We start from the raw sequence: 19,888 nt of genomic DNA, 5'->3' as shown, positions 1-19,888 counted from the left end.
ATAATCATTGTAACATATTGGTAAGCCGTATGCCTTAATAAGGCACGTACGGTTTGATAAGGGGGAAGCCATGAGAGTGGTTTCCCTACTTTATTAAAACACCTAAAATACTTTTGTGTTAGCCTCAGCCTCTTTAAATTTAAATATAGATCTAAAATATCATATGTGCGATCAACACAATTACAGGCAAGGTGATGAGCGTTCTTAGTAAGAATATAATAAACAAGTCCTTGAATGAAACTGGAACTTTTGAGCCAAGTAGTAAACCACCCACTTCAGACATATAAATCAACTGCGTAACAGACAATGCTGCCACGATAAAACGAGTAATCTCTGCCTCAATGGAAGCCCCAATAATCGCTGGTAAGAACATATCAGCAAAACCAATTAATATCGTTTGTGATGCTTCCTCAGCAAATGGAACTTGCATTAACTCTAAAAGTGGAATAAACGGAAGTCCTAACCAGCTGAAAATAGGTGTGTATTCAGCAATGATTAGTGCAACTAAACCAAATGCCATTACAACAGGAGCAACTCCCATCCACATGTCTAATACATTTTGTCCACCATCTTTAATAAACTTATATATACTAGTTTCTTGTTTTGAACGATGAATTGCCTTTTCATATCCGAAACTAACAGTATTATGGCCCTCTGGTATTTCTTCTTTTATCCCTGTTGCAGAAGTTCGAATATAGGAGTCTTCTTTTCGAGATAATGGTGGGATTCTTGGCATAATTAATGCTGCGACTAAGCCTGCAAAAAGCACTGTGAAGTAGAATGGAAGAAACATATGCTCCAACCCTACCTCTGCAATAACTACTAGTGTAAATGTAATAGAAACGACGGAAAAAGTAGTTCCGATTACTGCAGCTTCTCGTTTTGTATAGTAACCCTCTTCATATTGTTTGCTTGTCAGTAGAACACCAATAGTACCATCACCAATCCAAGATGCTAATGAATCAATGGATGCTCTCCCTGGTAGTTTAAATAGGGGACGCATAATTTTTGTCATTAACGTACCAAAAAACTCCATCAATCCAAAATTCATTAGTAGTGGTAAAAATATGCCTGCAAAAAGAAAAACAGCAAATAATACATGCAATAAGTCATTAAGCAGAAGCTGTCCGGTGTTCTCTCCGATAATTGCTTCTGGCCCCATTTGAAAATAGACCATTATTGCAAAAATGGCAGCTAATAGTCTTGTAATTGTCCAAAAAATACTTGTGTAAAATAGATTTTGGAAAAAAGGTGTTTTATTAAATGTATCTTTCCCACCGATTTTCGCAATGATTGTAAAGATGGCTGTAACTACAATTAGAGTCATCATAATAAGTGATAGGTAGTCAGCCAACAAGGTTTCAATCCAGTTAGCTAGAATAGCAATTGGAATTGTAAAATGATCTCCAGACTTAACTGGGGTAATAAATAAAAAGATACCAATTAGTGAAGGGATAAGGAATTTTAGATGTTCCCCAAGCTGATAATTATTTTTATGCATAAATATTCCACCCTTTTATGAAACGTAATTTCTGTAATTAAACGATATTAATCAACTTTTCTATAATAAACCATGTATAAATATGTGTCAAAACAAATTTTTATAAAGTAATTATGTATACTAATGCATACATATTCCATTAAGAATATTCCCTTCACTATCTAAAACATACATTTTGGTGTGTCAATCAAACGTTTGTTTAACACTGGAATTACTTGATCAAACGTTCGTTTGAAACTAGAAATACTTAATCAAACGTTTGTTTAAACCCTAAATTCGGTCTTTTAATCAAACGTCCGTTTAATAACTTGATGAAATTTTAAGAATTTTTTATTGAAATGTTGATTCTGTTCACTGTAGCAGGTACAATGAAGACAAATCAATTGGAAGTTTAGGGGGACAAGAGATAAATGAATAGCTTCTTGCGGATTTGTTCGGATACGGAAAAAAATCTAGGCAGGAAATTAAATCAAGATGAATTAATTTTTTTGCGTTGGGTTTTCAAACGTTTTACAGAAGAACAATATAAAAAGAATGCATAAAGAATTCTTTGTTCCTCAAATAGTCTTGATCCTCAAGGCTTTTTTTATTGCTTACATTTGGAAATTACACCTGTTAAAATGCTATACTAGGATATCGATAAGGAGTTGATCGGATGGCAATTACTAATGAAAAAATAATTCAGAAGATGATGACTGAAATCCAACATGCGAAAGCAAATCAGCAAAATCATGAGAAAATGATTAAACATATAGAAAAAATTCATTTGTTGTGTGAATTGTTTTTAGACGAGAAGGAGATTAGCTCCGTAGTGTCAGAACCACCAAGTCAGGAAATTAGTCCAGAGGAAATGAAGGCCATGCTTGGGAAGTCCAACAAACCAACGACTTATCAAAGGTCAACTCTAGATGATGATGAGGGTAACGGTGATTCTATTTTTGATTTCTAATGGGGAGGAAAAGAAAGATGAAACTATTTTTACTATTAGGAGCTATAAATGGCTTTTTGGCTGTAGCTCTAGGAGCATTTGGTGCTCACGGCTTAGAGGGAAAACTAACTGAAAAACAATTAAATACTTGGGAAAAAGCAGTCGACTATCAAATGTTTCATACAATGGCACTGTTCGTTACAGGCTTGCTTGCTGCCAAAATAGAGGCAACAGGTTTAGTGTGGGCTGGGTGGATGTTCTTTATTGGGATAATAATCTTTTCTGGAAGTCTATATATTTATTCCACTTCAGGAATTAAGCTTTTTGCAATGATCACTCCTTTAGGAGGCATGTCCTTTTTAATTGGATGGATATTGATTGGTTATGTTGTTGTAAAATTATTATAGAAAAATGAGCAGAAATGTCCCGACTATAAAGATTGTAATTGCACGTGCAAATTGCTTTAATGCATGGGTTTGATTATATGTAAACCTTGCAACCATTGCGTCACATAGAATACTGATTGAGATGAGATAAATGGATAAGATGATTAATAATGTGGAAGCTTGAATTAAGCCAAATAGGCCCACAACAACAGCTAATGCTATCGCAACGATTTCACCTAATATGAATTTATCAAAAGATTGTCTCATTATATCGCCCCATATCCCTATAATAATGAGGAAGGATGGTGTAAGACATAAGTTTTTGCACCATCCTTCTTGTGTTTTAAAAACAGTTAATCAATTTCCACTATCTAGGATTATAAGTGGAGAAGCCATTAGAAGGAGCAGCACCATATGGATACTCATAATTAATCTCTTCATCAAACGTTACATAATCAAGATAAACCATTAGTAGCAAGTAACGTCTTCCAGACTGAGGATCACTAAGTATGATATGATCTCTTCCTGCAGCTTCAATTATTCCTCTAAATACCTTTGCATTCCATTCACTATTTTGTTCGAACGTCATATAAACTGTTGCGTGTTTTCCGCGATTTAAGCGTAGAATATTTTCGATATAGGACTGTTCCATTGGTAGCATTCCTGGCACGTCCGTAGTAGGTTGTTGTTGAGGTTGTTGTGTTGGCATTTGGCCTTGAGGGAATTGGAATTGTCGATATTGATATGCTGGATAATAAGCTGGAGATGTTTGTGGGAAGTAGTAATATGGCTGTTGTTGGAATGCGTGGTTATTCTGTTGTTTTTGCTTATTTTCATGGTTGTCACTCATGTAAATACCTCCTAAAAATTTTTAAAAAGGCACGAAACAATGTACCTTAATTGAATAGTTAATAGACAGATGGACAATCTGCAGAAGTTGGTGAATAGAAACAATGAGATTTAAATCTTCCAGAATTCCATTGGTTATACCATTGTGCGGGGCAAGCTCCTGACGGCATAAAAAACCATAGGGAGTTCTCGGCAGGACGAATTCTTTCCCCCTTTACCGTACGACGAGCAAGCTGTTTTTCTGAGTCACGTGCTCGTTGATAGAAATATCCCTTTTGGGTCGCTTCAAATCCTCCTGGTGTTTGGAAAACCATTGCGTTTATATTTCGAATATCTTTAAAATCCAAGCAGTCAGCTCGGACCCGGTTAACCCCAACATTACCAACCATAAGCATCCCTTGCTTACCATCACCTTCTGCTTCTGCCCTAATCAAGCGAGCAAGAATATCTATATCCTTCTTTGTGTAAGGAATTACACCCATTCGTACACCTCTTTCTAATCAAGGTCTACTAAAGTATATGTATGTCTGGGCAGAAAGTGATATGACAAGATAAAAAAATCAAAATTAATACGAATATGTGGGGATGCGCCGTTTCTGGGTGTATATGTTTAGGATACAAGATGACTATCGGAAAAAGATACTTCAATAAAAAAAGTTAGCCCAGTATATGGACTAACTTTTAGATTATTAATATGCTATATTTACACGTGTAAGAATGCTGCGATGTCTTCTTTGTGTAAAATATTACCTACGAAGAACTCGCCGAATTCACCGTAGCGAGAGCTTACTTCGTCAAAGCGCATTTCATAAACGATTTTTTTGAATTGTAATGGATCATGTGCGAATAACGTAACGCCCCATTCCCAATCATCCAATCCAATAGAACCAGTGATAAACTGTTTTACTTTACCAGCGTATTTACGACCAGTTTTACTGTGTTCATATAGTAATTTTCCACGTACATCTTTTTCTAATGTATACCAGTTCTCATCACCTTGACGACGACGGTCCATTGGATAGAAACAGATGTGTTCCCATTTTGGTAAAATAGGCTTTAAGCGAGCCTGTGTTTCAGGTAATGTCTCAGGATCAATACCATCTTTTGCAGGGCGATATTTGGAAAGTTCGATGATAGACACATAAGAATGTGCAGGAACCAAGAACTCTGCAAATTTTGATTTATTAAATTCAGTTTCTAATTCATTCAATTCTTCCATTGTCGGACGTAAAAACATAAATATTAAATCTGCTTTTTGTCCTACTACTTTATACATGGCATGGCTTCCGTTTTTGCTTTCTTCAACATTTTGCCACTTTGTCACAAGTTTTTCGAATCCTTTAATTGCTTCTTCACGTTCAGCCTCAGAAGCTAATTTCCATGAATTCCAGTCAACAGTACGAAAATCGTGCAAGCTATACCAACCATCCATTGTTTCGACAGCTTCTACCATATGTAATCTCTCCTTGTTTTCTAATTATTACTGTCTTTACTATATCACAAGGAAGTGAGAAATATCACGGGTGACGAATTGGTGAGATTATTTAGAAATGTTGTTAAATCAACGTTTAATAGGGTTTGTGAACAAATGTTCAATGATTTGTCACCGTCTAGCCAAAATTATAAGGGTCTTTACTTTATCTATCATAAAAAATGTACTATGATTTTACATGGCAAAAATAATACCTCATAGGATAGGTTGATTTGATACATATTATAGACAGTAAAGAGTTGGAGGGAAAAGAATGAGTAATTTATTTGATGAATTAACAGCGAAGATTAAAGGCACCAACAAAACCATTGTTTTTCCAGAAGGTTTGGATGAACGAATTCTAACTGCAGCAGGACGTTTGGCATCAGAAGGAGTTCTAACACCTGTTTTAATTGGTAGCGAAGAAGGATTAAATCAAAAAGCACAAGAGTTAAATGTAGATATTACAGGATGTAAGGTTCTTGATCCGAACCATTATGAAAAATTCAATGACATGGTTGCTGCTTTTGTTGAACGTAGAAAAGGAAAAGCAACAGAAGAGGATGCTAAGAAAATCTTATTAGATGAAAACTACTTTGGAACAATGCTTGTTTATATGAATGAAGCAGATGGTTTAGTGAGTGGTGCGGCACACTCAACAGCAGATACAGTTCGTCCAGCATTGCAAATCATAAAAACAAAAGAGGGTGTTAAGAAAACCTCTGGTGTATTCATTATGGTTCGTGAGGATGAAAAATATGTATTTGCAGACTGTGCCATTAACATTGCCCCTGACAGCAATGATTTAGCTGAAATTGCAGTGGAGAGTGCGGTAACTGGTAAATTATTCGGTGTTGACCCACGAGTTGCAATGTTAAGCTTTTCTACTAAAGGCTCTGCAAAATCAGAAGAGACGGAGCGTGTGGTGGAAGGATTGAGAATTGCTAAAGAGAAAGATCCATCCTTAGTAATCGACGGTGAATTCCAGTTTGATGCTGCATTTGTTCCGTCAGTAGCAGAGAAAAAAGCACCCGATTCTGAAATTAAAGGGGATGCCAACGTATTTGTTTTCCCAAGTTTAGAAGCAGGAAATATCGGATATAAAATCGCCCAGCGTCTAGGTGGATTTGAAGCAGTCGGCCCAATTTTACAAGGATTGAACAAACCTGTTAATGATTTATCACGTGGCTGTAGTGCAGAGGATGTTTATAACTTAGCATTAATTACAGCAGCCCAAGCGTAACAATATGAAAAAGAGCTTGTTTTCCCGGGTGGGTGGGGAGCAAGCTCTTTGTTTTGGTGTACGGGTTGGGGGATTCGTGAAGTTTGGTGGGAAGTTCACGCGTCCTCAGAAATGCTGGATTCCCGAAGTTTTTTGAAATTTCCTCGAAGATTAGAGTAAGTTCCCGAAGATAAAGAGAAAGTCCCCGAAGTTAGTCGGGAAGTTCCCGAAGAACCAGCAAAAGTCCCCGAACTAGGGTGACCTAAAAGATAGCGGAAGCCCAGGTTAGGCGAGAAGTTCTCGCGTCCCCAGAAATGCTGGATTCCCGAAGTTTTTTGAAATTTCCTCGAAGATTAGAGGAATTTCCCGAAGATAAAGAGAAAGTCCCCGAAGTTATTCGGAAAGTTCCCGAAGATCCAGCGAAAGTTCCCGAAACCAGGTGGTCCCCAAAATATAGCGAAAGCCCAGGTTAGGCAGGAAATCCTCGGAGTTTACAAAAAGTCCCCGAAGTCCCCAGCCCCCAACCAACACGCAGCAAAACTACAAAATCTCTGCAATCCTCTCATTTCGTTTCACCATTTGCTCATACCTTTTCTCAAATACAATCAATTCTTCCTCGGAAAACGGCGTCTCCACAATAGAGTCGCATAGATCTTTAATAGCATCATAGGCGCGCTGTTTCATATCAGCAACTGTTAATTTGACACCGAGTAGTTCAGATAAGGAACCCATGACATCAGGATTGACGTTAGGATAAGTGAAAGAAGTTTCCTCACCTCGGATGCTTCTATCATAAAACGCTCGAATCATAGAGGCTCTATCAAAACTATCTCCTTCCACATCTAGGTAGATTTGTATGGCAGCAGCATCTTTAATGCGTCGTTGTGAAATACCGGCGAATTTTCTTCCGTTAATGCTTAAATCAAAATCACCAGGACAGTAGGATTCCGTAATTTCATAGGCTTCAATCTCACTAGTCAAATTACGTAGCATATATTGAATTAAATTTACCATCGCCTCGTAACAATCATGAATGGATAAATCTTTCACACCAGGTAATATTAGCGAAAGATTAAGAACTCCTTCATCAAGTGCAACAGCTAGTCCACCTGAGTTACGAATTACGACATGATAGTTTTTATCTGCTAGAAACTTTACGCCATCCTCCAAATAGGGGAGGCGACCATCCGGTATCCCAAGGACAATTGTCTTGGGATGAGTCCATAAACGGACTGCTGGTGGGGAGTTATGGTTACTGATGGAAGTGGCAAGCGCATCGTCAATGGCAAAAGATATTTGTGCACTGTTTGGGATGTTGTGAAAAAGTTTTTTTTCTGTATGATCAATGTAACGAAAAGTCTTATGTTGTACGATTTCTTTCCAGTTTTTCATTGCTTTCTCCTTTAGTCATTTCTAAAATCATGTCTTTTTTATCTAGTATATCTATTATATAATAGATTTTAAAAGCTAGAGATGCGAAAATCGTAGAAAAGAAACGGGTTGAACAAGAATGGCATATAAAGATGAACTTTTAAGTGAGGAAAAGGTGTTTAAAGATCCTGTCCATCGCTATGTACATGTTCGTGACCGTGTGATTTGGGACTTGATTGCAACTCCAGAATTTCAACGCTTACGACGAATTAAACAACTAGGAACAACAAATATTACTTTCCATGGTGCCGAGCATAGTCGATTCAATCACTCACTCGGAGTTTATGAGATTGTTCGTCGAATTATTTATAATTTTAAAGATCGTCCACATTGGAACAACAACGAACGGCTTCTATGTCTTTGTGCAGCACTGCTCCATGATTTAGGTCATGGCCCATTTTCTCATTCCTTTGAAAAAGTATTTAAACTCGATCATGAATATTTTACCCAAGCAATTATTTTAGGGGATACGTATGTAAATAAAGTACTAGAACGAGTTCAACCTGGTTTTGCACAGGATGTTGCAGATGTTATTGCTAAAACATACTCGGACAAGTTAGTCGTTAGTCTCATATCGAGTCAAATAGATGCCGACCGAATGGATTACTTGCAACGTGATGCGTATTTTACTGGTGTAAGCTATGGTCATTTTGATATGGAACGGATATTAAGAGTGATGCGCCCAATTGAAGACCAAGTTGTTATTAAATCTTCCGGGATGCATGCTGTAGAAGACTACATCATGAGCCGATATCAAATGTATTGGCAAGTATATTTTCACCCTGTTACAAGGAGTGCAGAAGTAATTCTGTCTAAAATATTGCATCGTGCTAAAGAGCTTTACGAAAAAGACTATTCATTCAAGTTGAAGCCGACTCACTTCCTTTCCTTTTTCGCTAGGAACGTTTCCTTAGATGAGTATTTGAAGTTGGATGAATCCATTGTGCACTACTACTTTCAACTTTGGCAGGATGAGGAAGATGAAATTTTAAGAGATTTATGCGAGCGATTTATGAATCGTCGACTATTTAAATATGTTGAATTTAATCCTAATCGCCAAATGAATGAATGGATGAAACTGCACCAATTGTTTAAAGAGGTTGGTATTAATCCTGATTATTATTTAGTAGTGGATTCGTCTTCCGATCTACCATATGACTTTTACCGTCCTGGTGAGGAAGAAGAGCGTTTGCCAATTCATTTATTAATGCCTGATGGAAGTTTAAAGGAACTATCACGACACTCTGATATAGTAGAGTCGATTTCTGGAAAAAAACGAACCGATCATAAATTATACTTTCCAAAAGACATGTTAACTAACCTTAAAGATCAGTCAAAAGCAAAAGAAATACTAGAAATTTTGTATGGTCAAGGAGATGTACGTAATGTTGAATAATCATGCTAAATTGATGCAATTTTTTCTGAATGCCAAGCAAGTAACAGGCCGTAAAAAGCTACAAAAGATGATCTATATCTTACAATCACTTGGTGTTCCATTTGAAGAAAAATACCAGTTCCATTTTTATGGTCCATATTCGGAGGAGCTTTCCTTACGTGTGGAGGAACTATGTAATCTAGGATTTTTAGATGAAGAGAAAGAAAACAAAAGCAGCTATTTTCAATATCATTATAAAGTGACAGGTGATGGAGAAGAGTTTTTGCATCAATTTGCGTTGGACATGCCTGATTACGGGAAACAAATTGAGATGATGCAAAATAAAAGTGCTCGCTTTTTGGAGTTAGTGTCAACGATGTTATACTTCCACGAATTATCAAAGGAAGAAGTAGAACAGAAAATTCACGTTGTCAAACCAAAACAAAAATATACAGAAGATGAGATAAAAGAAGCGTGGGAATTCATAGATTCTTTGTCAGTGGGGTTAGCTAACTAATTCAAAAACTTGCTCGATTGGGAAATCCTTAAAAGAGGGTGACTTGAGAGAGTGAGTTTTTTGTTTAGGGTTGTAAGAGAGCGATTTGTATAAATTCCACGATTAGTGATAATCCTGTATGGATGTAGTGGAAACGTGAAAGGCGATTCTACCTGTGCTACAATATGGAACAAGAAGAAGTTGGTAAGGGAGGATATTTATAATGAGTGAAGATAAATCACCAAAATTTAAAAATAATGCATTTACGATTATAAAAGATGATCCCAATGATGGGCATGGTGGCTATGGTGTAGGGGCAATCAGTCTAGAAAACATGTCTTCTGTAATTGTGGATCCTAATGAAGATAGGGCATATGTGGATATGGGTGCAATGCATGGTCGAAGTGACGTGGAGCGCCGTGTAAAAATTTTGCCTGATAAAGATGCTGTTCCTGATGGAAAGCTATACTGGATTGTTTGGGTAAACGTAGCACGAAATGAGAATGGCCATTATTATCAAGGGGTTGCTGGCAGTGAGATTCGTGTCGACCGTCCGAATAAACGTGCCTATAAGTCGATGCCAGAACATGTGACACATATGGAAAAATCATTAAAAGGTAAAATTATAGTTGAACACATGGATGAGCATTCTAAAAAGCTACTGCGTGATTTCCTGGAAGACTTTAACGAAGAAATGTGGAATAATTCGACAGATGAGCTGAAAAAAGCGCTTAGTTAAAATGGAATTAATTAACAGAATTAGTGAACATTTTGTGACGAATTAGGAAACGCATTCGAAAGTATTGTACTTTTGATGAGAACTTTGTAAAATATGAATACATGGGCTACTCATGTATTACTAGGACAAAAAAGAAGCTGACCAAATTGGTCAGCTTCTTTTTATGCCTTAACAGTAATTAAATTCCACCGAAGAACATGTCAAACCACTTTTCAAATGTTCCTTTTTCTTCTTCATCGTTCAATTTCTGATGGTCATCTGGTTGATGAGGCCCTTTGTGAAAATGCTCAGAACAATGGAATTGTGGTTCGGTTCCTTTTTCAAAAAACATGACGGTGCTAGTTGGACAATATGGAGTTGCCTGTTCCCCTGTTATAGGATCAATTGCGACTGCAACTAACCCACTTGGAACTGAAAAATGGTCTTCAGGCTGACCTTCTAATGCGCTTTCCATAAATTTTGCCCATATTTCTTTTGAATACGCAAAGTCAGCAGCCTTTGTCATTCTTTTGTTGTTATCATATCCAACCCAAACTCCTGAAACTAGATTTGGTGTATAGCCAATCATCCAACTGTCGGAATTCGTGGTGCCAGATTTTCCAGCATATGTCCGTGTTAATAATGGAGCAATCGATGCACCAGTTACTGATGTATACCCATTGAGGGATTCGTCAAACATCCCTGTCATCATTTGTGTCAAAATAAATGTAGTTTTAGGATCTAAAACTAAATCTTTTTCGGGTTCTTCGCGCTCATATACTGTTTTTCCTTCACGGTCGACGATTTTTTTTACCGTATGTGTATCAACAGCATATCCTCCATTTGCCAGCATACTATAACCTCGTACCATTTCTTCAACAGAGACAGTAGCTGTACCTAATGCAAGAGAAGGGACAGCAGGTAAATCACTTTCTATCCCGAATTTCCGTGCTGTTTTCACTAGATTTTCAGATCCTAGGTACATATTGGTTTTTACGGCATAAATATTATCCGACAGTACGATTGCTTGTGCTAACGTTATTGGTTCATAAGCATAATAGTCATTGTAATTACTCGGTTGGTATACTTCTCCGTCTTCTACTTCAAATGCAGTTGGCTTACTCATTAACATCATACTTGGTGTAAACCCATTCTCCAGGGCAGCATAATAGAGATAAGGCTTAAATGCAGAACCAGGCATGCGCTTAGCTTGTGTTACACGATTAAATTGACTTTTATTGTAATTTCTCCCACCTACAAGTGCTTCCACAGCACCGGATTTAGGATTCACTGCAAGGGCGCCCACTTGTACGTCGCTTTCAGAGTCAATCGTGTCCTCAATGGTCTTTTGCATTTTTTCTTGTGCATCTTTATTTAAAGTCGTATATATTTTGTAGCCACCTGAGCGAATGGATTCCATATCAAGCTGTAAAATATTACTTGCTTCTTGTAGCACGGTATCTTGAAAATATGGACCAATTTCGATATCCTTTTTCTCTTTTGATTTGGTATACGTTAATTCCTGATTAGCAGCTGTTGTATATTCTTCCGTAGATATTTTTTCTTTCTCCTTCATCGTATGAAGAATTAATTGTTGTCGATTGTTGGCTCGTTCAGCATCATTTAATGGAGAATAATAGGTAGGGCCTTTAGGTATACCGGCTAACATAGCAGATTCTGATAGCGTTAGTTCAGCAGCAGGTTTGTTAAAAAAATAATTACTCGCTTCCTCAATCCCGTATGCTCCGTGACCATAGTAGACCGTATTTAAATACCCCTCAAGAATTTCTTCCTTAGAATAATACATCTCTAAGCGAATAGTATAAAAGGCTTCTTTTATTTTTCTAGTCCATGTTTTTTCATGTGACAGGTACAAATTACGGGCGTATTGCTGGGTGAGTGTACTAGCTCCCTCACGCAATGACCATGTTTTTATATCTTTCAACAAGGCACCAACAATTCGTTTAAAATCAAAACCGTTATGGTTGTAGAAATGTTGATCCTCAATCACAAGGGTTGCATCAATAACATGGGGCGACATTTGATCGAGTGTAACCCAGTATCGACTTTGATTTCCTTTCTCTTCTCCAATGGCATTTCCTTGATTATCATAGTAAATTGTATTTTCATCATTTGATAAGCTAGGAGGCCCCATTAAAAAAGCAACAGCAATAACAGCTGTAATGAGGAAAAAGATACTCAGTATGACAGGAAGGAGCAATTTTAGTATAATTTTCGTTGGGAATTTTGATATCATTCGATTCATTTTGTGGATTCTCCATTTATCAATAAGATTTCGACAACTTTCCATTATCCATTATGGGAATAGTTCCACAAATTTAAACTAGATTATCCATATCTTTTATATTGATTATATCCTTTCATTATCGCTATAATAAGTAATTATACGTAATTAGTAGATAGGTGATGGAATGGAACAGCAAGTGATGGTCGAGTTACAAACGACCATTGAAGATAACGGCGAAAAGGAATATAATACGACAAAGAATCTTGGAAAGCTCTTTGAAAAAAATAGGCGAACGGTTTTAATGTATGAAGAATCGCTGGATGATCAATCATTGATAAAGACATTGATAACGATCCAGCCAGATAAAGTGACGATTAATCGGTCAGGCGTTGTATCGATGAATCAAAAGTTTTTAGAGAAACAGTTAACAGAGAATATTTACAAGCATCCCCATGGGAATTTCAACATGGAGACCTATACACACTCCATCAAACATGAAATTGATCGGACAACAAAATCAGGACGGTTGACGATTCATTACACGGTTAAATTAAATGGCCAAAATGAACGAAAGCATGATTTAATCCTGACTTACACAAAGGAGGACGTACAATGAACGTATTAGCACAAACAGAAAATACGTTAAAAGAACAAATTGCTGCTGCTGTCATTCAAGCAAACCTAGCAACAGAAGATGAATTACCATCGATTATATTAGAAAAGCCAAAGGACAAAGCCCATGGTGATTTTGCTACGAATATAGCCATGCAACTCGCACGAATCGCTAAAAAGGCACCGAAAATGATCGCAGAAGATATCGTTGAAAACCTTGACCAACAAAAAGCATCAATTGAGAAAGTCGAAATTGCTGGTCCTGGATTCATTAACTTTTTCATGAAAAATGACTTTTTAACGGATTTAATTCCTACTATCTTAGAAGCTGGAGATAACTACGGAAAAACGGATGTTGGTAAAGGAGAAAAGGTTCAAGTTGAATTTGTATCCGTAAACCCAACTGGTGATTTGCATTTAGGGCATGCTCGTGGGGCTGCATTTGGTGATACACTATGCAATATTTTCGCAGCTGCAGGTTATGAAGTAGAACGTGAATATTACATTAATGATGCTGGAAATCAAATTGATAACCTTGCCCTTTCTGTGAATGCACGTTATTTACAAGCACTTGGACAAGATGTAGAAATGCCAGAAGATGGCTATCATGGTGAGGACATTGTTGAAATTGGAAGAACTCTAGCTCAAGAGCATGGAGATCGTTTTGTTCAACAAAGTGAAGAAGAGCGCCTGAGCTATTTTAAAGAATATGGTTTGAAATATGAATTAGGTAAAATTGAAGAGGATTTAAAAGACTTCCGAGTGGAGTTTGATAACTGGTTCTCTGAAAGAAGCCTATATAAAAGTGATGAAATTACAGATGTGTTAGAAAAGCTGAAAAAAGGTAATTATGTATATGAAGAAGACGGGGCAACATGGTTCCGTACTACCGATTTCGGTGATGACAAAGATCGTGTTCTTGTTAAAAAAGATGGATCTTACACGTACTTAACTCCTGATATTGCTTATCATCAGAATAAATTAAATCGTGGTTTCGATAAACTAATTAACGTTTGGGGTGCCGATCATCATGGGTATATCCCACGAATGAAAGCAGCTATCGAAGCGCTTGGTTATGCTAAAGATAAATTAGAAGTTAAGATCATTCAAATCGTTAATCTGTTTGAAGAAGGCGAAAAGTTACGTATGAGTAAACGGAAAGGAAATGCGGTTTCCTTACGTGAATTAATGGATGAGGTCGGTGTTGACGCGGTACGTTACTTCTTTGTTGCTCGTTCGAACGATTCGCAGCTTGATTTTGATGTGGAACTTGCTCGTTCTGAATCTAATGACAACCCAGTTTTCTATGTACAATATGCACATGCTCGAATTTGTACGATGTTAAAACAAGCAGAAAACAAAGGAATAGAAGTTAAACAAACGTTTGATCAAAGTCTGTTAACTTCAGAGAAAGAATTGGATCTACTGAAAAAATTGGGTGAGTATCCACAAGTGATTGCAGAAGCAGCACAAAAGCATACTCCAAACAAAGTGACACAATATGTGTTTGATTTAGCATCAACGTTACACAGCTTCTACAATGCAGAAAAAGTATTAGATACTGAAAACATGGACCTAACTCAAGCCCGTATTGCATTAATGAAAGCTGTTCGCATCACATTGGCTAATGCCTTAACAATTATAGGTGTAACAGCACCGGAAAAAATGTAAAAAGCAAGAGAATATTAGATCTACATTAATCCGAACAAAACGAATTCCTTTTTATAGGATTCGTATTTGTTCGGATTTTTGTATTGGAAAGTTCAGTTCAAGGTTTAAATCATCATTCTCTCTATTCACAAATATAAATGAGCATATTGTATTTGCTGAATACTAGCGAAGTGTATTTCCGTAGAGATGAGTTTATGATAAGTATTGCATGTGACTCAAAGTATGGCACTATTTTAAAAAAGAATAACTCAAGAATTATTAACAAATAAAACTTTTTCAGAAAATAAATACGTATCAAAAAATAGGTTGACTGAATGTTCATTCACATTTATAGTAGTATATAGAACATCGATAAGGGGGAACATTTACATTATTCGTTTTCAGAATAGTATAAAGTGTAATCGTTGCCATTTTCTCGGTATAGTATATAAGGAGGGACTCATCAATGGATCAACCATTACTGTTAATTAACTTAATTGCCTTTCTTGTCGTTACAATATATGCACTTTACTTGTTTGCTAGAGTAATAGCTACAAGAGTTGCGTATATTAAACTCGGCAAAAAATCTACCTTTGATGGGGAAATGAAGGATCGAATCCAAAAAGTAATCACGATTGTATTTGGTCAATCCAAACTTCTTAAGGATAAGAAGTCAGGAACCATCCACGTCATGATGTTTTATGGATTTATATTAGTTCAATTAGGTGCAATTGATATGTTTGTTAAAGGGCTTGCACCAGGAAGTCATCTTCCATTTGGAATTTTCTACCCTGGATTTACATTCTTCCAGGAAATTGTAACACTAACGATTTTAGTAGCAGTTATTTGGGCATTTTATCGCCGATATATTGAAAAATTAGTTCGTCTAAAACGAGGTTTTAAAGCCGGACTAGTACTAATTTTTATAGGAACACTAATGCTTTCCGTTCTATTTGGAAACGGTATGGCATTAATCTGGCATGGAGAAGGTGTGACATGGACAGAACCAGTTGCTAGTTTAATAGCTAGTGCTTTTGCATGGCTACCAGAAACGGCTGCTGTTGTCTTGTTCTATATCGCATGGTGGGTACATACAATTACATTGCTTACATTCCTTGTCTATGTACCTCAATCCAAGCACGCACACTTAATTGCTGCGCCAATCAACGTATTTTTGAGTAAAAGTGTACCTGGAAAGTTAAAGAAAATTGAGTTTGAGCTTGACGATGAGGAAAGTGAAGAAGAAATTTCCTTCGGTGTTGGTAAAGTCGAGGATTTTGAACAAGTTCAAATGATTGATTTTTATGCTTGTGTGGAATGTGGACGTTGTACCGACGTCTGTCCTGCAGCAGGTACAGGAAAAATGCTTTCGCCAATGGACTTAATGGTGAAGGTGCGTGACCACTTAACAGAAAAAGGTGCCGCTGTTACAGGGAAATCTGCATGGGTACCATCTTATGCTTTTTCTAGTACACAAGGAAACTTAGCAAGCTCTGGGAATTCAGAGGCTGCAGCTGCTGTTCAAAGCATGAGTCTAATCGGTGATGTGATCACTGAAGAAGAATTAAATGCTTGTACTACTTGCCGTAACTGTGAAGATGCTTGTCCTGTAATGAATGAGCATGTTGATAAAATTATTGACCTTCGTCGTTATCTAGTAATGACGGAAGGAAAGATGGATTCTGACATCCAACGTGCAGTTATGAACATTGAGCGTCAAGGAAATCCTTGGGGTCTATCGAAAAAAGACCGCATTAAATGGCGTGAAGAAGATGAAACTGCTTATATCCCAACTGTAAAAGAACTGAAAAAAGAAGGAAAAGAATTTGAATATCTTTTCTGGGTAAGTTCAATGGGATCATTCGATAGCCGCAGTCAAAAAATTGCTTTAGCATTTGCGAAATTAATGAACCAAGCTGGAGTAAGCTTTGCAATCTTAGGTAATAAAGAAGCAAACTCTGGTGATACGGCACGTCGTATTGGTAATGAATTTTTATTCCAAGAAATTGCTGAGAAAAATATTAAAGAATTCAACAAGCATGATGTGAAGAAAATTGTTACGATTGATCCACATGCTTATAATATTTTCAAAAATGAGTATCCTGATTTTGGTTTTGAAGCAGAAGTTTATCACCATACACAAATGCTGTATGACTTAGTAATGAATGGCAAATTAAAACCATCACGTGCTATTAATCAGCGTTTAACGTATCATGATTCTTGTTATCTAGGAAGATATAACGGAGTTTATGATCCACCAAGGGAAATCCTGCGTTCAATTCCAGGACTTGAATTGGTAGAGATGGAACGTAACCGTGAAAACGGAATGTGTTGTGGAGCTGGTGGTGGTCTAATGTGGACTGAGGAAACTACCGGAAATCGCATCAACGTTGCCCGTACAGAACAGGCATTAGCTGTTCAACCAACAATGATTTCAAGTGCATGTCCATACTGCTTAACAATGTTAAGTGACGGTACGAAAGCAAAAGAAGTAGAAGAAGATATCAGTACACTGGATGTTGCAGAAATTCTAGCATTGTCTGTATTAGTAGAAGAAGAAGTTAAAACAGCTTAATTGGATAGGAAGGGGTTCTGAGGAGCCCCTTTTTTATAGCAACTACCTGAGCGAGCGTTCAATCGTTAATCTTTTGTGCATCAAGAAACAGTCAGGTGAGGAATGTTTCTTATAAAAAGGCTCCTTTTTTGATTCTGATTTTCATAGAGTTGATGATCAAATCAGATGGGCTTATTAAATAAATAAGATTTTTCGAGAGGATGGTAATGTTGAGAAAAACGGTTATAGTATCTGGAGCAAGAACTCCATTTGGGAAGTTTGGTGGAGCGCTGAAACCTCTAACTGCGTCCCAATTAGGAGGTAAGGCGATTCGTGAGGCACTAGAACGAGCAGGACTTGATGGTTCATCAATTGATGAGGTAATCATGGGTACTGTATTACAAGGTGGGCAAGGACAAATTCCATCACGTCAGGCAGCGCGAGAAGCAGGAATTCCGTGGGATGTTAAAACAGAAACCATCAACAAAGTGTGCGCATCAGGATTACGAAGTGTAACGTTAGCAGACCAATTAATCCGTCTTGGAGATGAAGAAGTGATTGTAGCAGGTGGTATGGAAAGTATGTCCAATGCCCCTTACTTTTTACCAGATGCCCGTTGGGGAAATCGAATGGGTGATAAGCAAGTGAAAGACTTAATGGTTCATGATGGGCTGACATGTTCTTTTGACAATGTCCACATGGGTACATATGGTAACTCTACTGCTGATGAGTTTGAGTTAACAAGAGAAGAACAGGATGAATGGGCATATCGCAGCCATCAACGTGCAGTGAAGGCTATTGAGGATGGCAAGTTTGCTGAAGAAATTGTCCCTGTAGAAATTCCACAACGTAAAGGTGACCCTGTTGTGGTGGACACAGATGAAGCACCTAGAAAAGATACTAGTCTTGAAGTTTTAGCTAAATTACGTCCAGCTTTTGGTAAGGATGGAACAATTACAGCTGGGAATGCACCTGGTATAAATGATGGGGCTTGTGCGTTTGTTGTCATGTCAGATGAAAAAGCAGAAGAATTTGGGAAAAAGCCTTTAGCTACCGTTTTAGGTCATGCGGAAGTTGCTGTTGAAGCGAAAAACTTCCCGCAAACTCCTGGTCTAGTTATTAATAAATTGCTAGAAAAAACAGGCTATACAAAGAATGATATTGATTTATATGAAATTAATGAAGCCTTCTCTGCTGTTTCTTTAGCAAGTGGAAAAATTGCTGATTTAGATCCTGAAAAGGTCAATGTGAATGGTGGCGCTGTGGCACTTGGACATCCGATTGGAGCAAGTGGTGCGCGTATCATTTTAACATTAATTCATGAACTGAAACGTCGTGGTGGAGGACTTGGAGTTGCTGCAATTTGTAGTGGTGGCGGCCAAGGGGATGCCATTTTAGTGGAAGTACCAAAACAATAAGATTAATACAGTGTGCAGGGCATGAGGTTTGTTCACATGTCCTGCTTGGAGGAGGGTATGTTATGGGAATTAAAAAGGTTATGGTTATCGGTGCCGGACAAATGGGCTCTGGTATTGCCCAAGTGTGTGCGCAATCAGGTTATGAAGTACTTTTAAATGATATGAATGAAGAAGCACTGAATAAAGGTTTGAAAAATATTGAAAAGCTTCTTACTCGCGCTGTGGATAAAGAAAGAATCACCAGTGAGGATAAAGAGAATACATTAAGTCGATTAACAGGTTCAACGGATTTATCAGATGCCTCCGATTGTGATTTGGTTATTGAAGCAGTTGTAGAAAATATGGATGTAAAAACGGATGTATTTCGTAAGTTAGACGAAATTACGCCAGCACATGCTATTTTAGCGTCGAATACATCGTCACTACCAATTACTGAAATTGCAGCAGCTACTAATCGACCAGAGCAAGTCATCGGGATGCATTTTATGAATCCGGTTCCAGTAATGAAGCTAGTTGAAATTATCCGTGGATTACAAACAAGTGATCAAACCTATGAATCTATTAAAGAAATGACCAATCAATTAAGCAAAACACCAGTGGAAGTAAATGACTACCCTGGTTTTGTTTCAAACCGAATTTTGATGCCAATGATCAATGAAGCAATCTACACGGTTTATGAAGGTGTCGCTACTCCTGAGGATGTCGATACAGTGATGAAACTCGGTATGAATCATCCGATGGGACCATTAACTTTGGCAGATTTTATTGGGTTAGATACATGCCTCTATATTATGGAAGTGTTATATGAAGGATTTGGAGATAGCAAATACCGTCCATGCCCACTATTAAGAAAGTATGTGAAAGCTGGCTGGTTAGGTAAAAAATCAGGCCGTGGATTTTATGTGTATGAGTAAATGTGATTGATAGAATGGAGTGGAGTCGCTCGGTTGGGACAGGGTTCGCTCGCCCCGAGGTTGAATTCGCTCCCCGGGTAAGGGAACTCGCTCGCCCCGAGGTTGAATTCGCTCC

The 19,888-nt window shown here is 37.5% G+C and carries 19 protein-coding genes; 12 read left to right on the top strand and 7 right to left on the bottom strand.

The window, feature by feature from the left end:
• Window positions 1-151: 151 nt before the first annotated feature.
• Window positions 152-1,501 carry a YjiH family protein gene (locus BUB12_RS14925; protein WP_072891708.1) on the bottom strand — a complete coding sequence of 450 codons (1,350 nt, stop codon included), beginning with the start codon at window positions 1,499-1,501 and terminating at the stop codon, window positions 152-154.
• Between the two features lie 410 nt (window positions 1,502-1,911).
• Here BUB12_RS14925 and BUB12_RS18210 point away from each other — a divergent pair, with 410 nt between their 5' ends.
• The 3 genes from BUB12_RS18210 to BUB12_RS14915 all read left to right on the top strand — a co-directional run bounded on the left by BUB12_RS18210 (window position 1,912) and on the right by BUB12_RS14915 (window position 2,836).
• On the top strand, window positions 1,912-2,043 hold the full coding sequence (locus BUB12_RS18210; protein ID WP_268801944.1) for a hypothetical protein: 132 nt from the start codon (window positions 1,912-1,914) through the stop codon (window positions 2,041-2,043).
• A 113-nt stretch (window positions 2,044-2,156) separates the two neighbouring features.
• The gene (locus BUB12_RS14920; RefSeq protein WP_072891707.1) at window positions 2,157-2,450 is read left to right on the top strand and encodes a YwdI family protein; all 294 of its coding nucleotides are present in this window, start codon (window positions 2,157-2,159) and stop codon (window positions 2,448-2,450) included.
• 17 nt (window positions 2,451-2,467) lie between these two features.
• The gene (locus BUB12_RS14915; protein WP_072891706.1) at window positions 2,468-2,836 is read left to right on the top strand and encodes a DUF423 domain-containing protein; all 369 of its coding nucleotides are present in this window, start codon (window positions 2,468-2,470) and stop codon (window positions 2,834-2,836) included.
• Here the strand turns inward: BUB12_RS14915 and BUB12_RS14910 are convergent.
• The 4 genes from BUB12_RS14910 to hemQ form a co-directional block, all read right to left on the bottom strand.
• Window positions 2,831-3,082, bottom strand: coding sequence for a hypothetical protein (locus BUB12_RS14910; RefSeq protein WP_072891705.1), 252 nt, complete (start codon window positions 3,080-3,082; stop codon window positions 2,831-2,833). The two genes, BUB12_RS14915 and BUB12_RS14910, sit on opposite strands and share 6 nt — an antisense overlap.
• Before the next feature lie 100 nt (window positions 3,083-3,182).
• Window positions 3,183-3,665: a spore coat protein GerQ gene (gene gerQ, locus BUB12_RS14905; protein ID WP_072891704.1), complete on the bottom strand. Its 483-nt coding sequence runs from the start codon at window positions 3,663-3,665 to the stop codon at window positions 3,183-3,185.
• A 58-nt stretch (window positions 3,666-3,723) separates the two neighbouring features.
• Entirely contained in the window at window positions 3,724-4,146 is a 423-nt protein-coding gene (locus BUB12_RS14900; protein ID WP_072891703.1) for a cell wall hydrolase, read from the bottom strand.
• Window positions 4,147-4,367: 221 nt separating this feature from the next.
• Window positions 4,368-5,117, bottom strand: a complete 750-nt coding sequence (gene hemQ, locus BUB12_RS14895; protein WP_072891702.1) for a hydrogen peroxide-dependent heme synthase — start codon at window positions 5,115-5,117, stop codon at window positions 4,368-4,370.
• A gap of 292 nt (window positions 5,118-5,409) precedes the next feature.
• On the opposite strand from hemQ, the gene pta reads away from it, so the two are divergent.
• Window positions 5,410-6,378, top strand: coding sequence for a phosphate acetyltransferase (pta, locus tag BUB12_RS14890; RefSeq protein WP_072891701.1), 969 nt, complete (start codon window positions 5,410-5,412; stop codon window positions 6,376-6,378).
• A 519-nt stretch (window positions 6,379-6,897) separates the two neighbouring features.
• Here pta and BUB12_RS14885 read toward each other — a convergent pair.
• Entirely contained in the window at window positions 6,898-7,749 is an 852-nt protein-coding gene (locus BUB12_RS14885) for a lipoate--protein ligase family protein (protein ID WP_072891700.1), read from the bottom strand.
• A gap of 118 nt (window positions 7,750-7,867) precedes the next feature.
• On the opposite strand from BUB12_RS14885, the gene BUB12_RS14880 reads away from it, so the two are divergent.
• From BUB12_RS14880 to BUB12_RS14870, 3 genes are all read left to right on the top strand, one after another.
• Complete coding sequence (locus tag BUB12_RS14880) at window positions 7,868-9,184, top strand: HD domain-containing protein (protein WP_072891699.1); 1,317 nt, start codon at window positions 7,868-7,870, stop codon at window positions 9,182-9,184.
• The gene (locus BUB12_RS14875; RefSeq protein WP_072891698.1) at window positions 9,174-9,680 is read left to right on the top strand and encodes a YwgA family protein; all 507 of its coding nucleotides are present in this window, start codon (window positions 9,174-9,176) and stop codon (window positions 9,678-9,680) included. Before BUB12_RS14880 ends, BUB12_RS14875 begins: the two co-directional genes overlap by 11 nt.
• 202 nt (window positions 9,681-9,882) lie before the next feature.
• Entirely contained in the window at window positions 9,883-10,398 is a 516-nt protein-coding gene (locus tag BUB12_RS14870; RefSeq protein ID WP_072891697.1) for a YwhD family protein, read from the top strand.
• Between the two features lie 178 nt (window positions 10,399-10,576).
• Here the strand turns inward: BUB12_RS14870 and BUB12_RS14865 are convergent, their stop codons facing one another.
• Window positions 10,577-12,643, bottom strand: coding sequence for a transglycosylase domain-containing protein (locus BUB12_RS14865; protein ID WP_327196152.1), 2,067 nt, complete (start codon window positions 12,641-12,643; stop codon window positions 10,577-10,579).
• Between the two features lie 166 nt (window positions 12,644-12,809).
• Between BUB12_RS14865 and BUB12_RS14860 the strand changes: the two genes are divergently transcribed.
• The 5 genes from BUB12_RS14860 to BUB12_RS14840 all read left to right on the top strand — a co-directional run bounded on the left by BUB12_RS14860 (window position 12,810) and on the right by BUB12_RS14840 (window position 19,773).
• On the top strand, window positions 12,810-13,241 hold the full coding sequence (locus BUB12_RS14860) for a YwiB family protein (protein WP_072891696.1): 432 nt from the start codon (window positions 12,810-12,812) through the stop codon (window positions 13,239-13,241).
• Window positions 13,238-14,908 (top strand): arginine--tRNA ligase, encoded by a 1,671-nt coding sequence (argS, locus tag BUB12_RS14855; RefSeq protein ID WP_072891695.1) that lies wholly within the window; start codon window positions 13,238-13,240, stop codon window positions 14,906-14,908. The genes BUB12_RS14860 and argS overlap by 4 nt, the downstream gene beginning before the upstream one ends.
• A 445-nt stretch (window positions 14,909-15,353) precedes the next feature.
• Complete coding sequence (locus BUB12_RS14850) at window positions 15,354-17,462, top strand: (Fe-S)-binding protein (protein WP_072891694.1); 2,109 nt, start codon at window positions 15,354-15,356, stop codon at window positions 17,460-17,462.
• Between the two features lie 209 nt (window positions 17,463-17,671).
• A complete protein-coding gene (locus BUB12_RS14845) occupies window positions 17,672-18,859 on the top strand; it encodes an acetyl-CoA C-acetyltransferase (protein ID WP_072891709.1) in 1,188 nt (395 codons plus the stop codon).
• A gap of 62 nt (window positions 18,860-18,921) precedes the next feature.
• A complete protein-coding gene (locus BUB12_RS14840; RefSeq protein ID WP_072891693.1) occupies window positions 18,922-19,773 on the top strand; it encodes a 3-hydroxybutyryl-CoA dehydrogenase in 852 nt (283 codons plus the stop codon).
• Window positions 19,774-19,888 lie beyond the last annotated feature (115 nt).

The sequence above is a fragment of the Ornithinibacillus halophilus genome, from assembly GCF_900129485.1.
Classification (GTDB): domain Bacteria; phylum Bacillota; class Bacilli; order Bacillales; family Amphibacillaceae; genus Ornithinibacillus; species Ornithinibacillus halophilus.
Note: the sequence above shows the minus strand (reverse complement) of the source record. Positions and strands in the feature narration are given on the sequence as shown.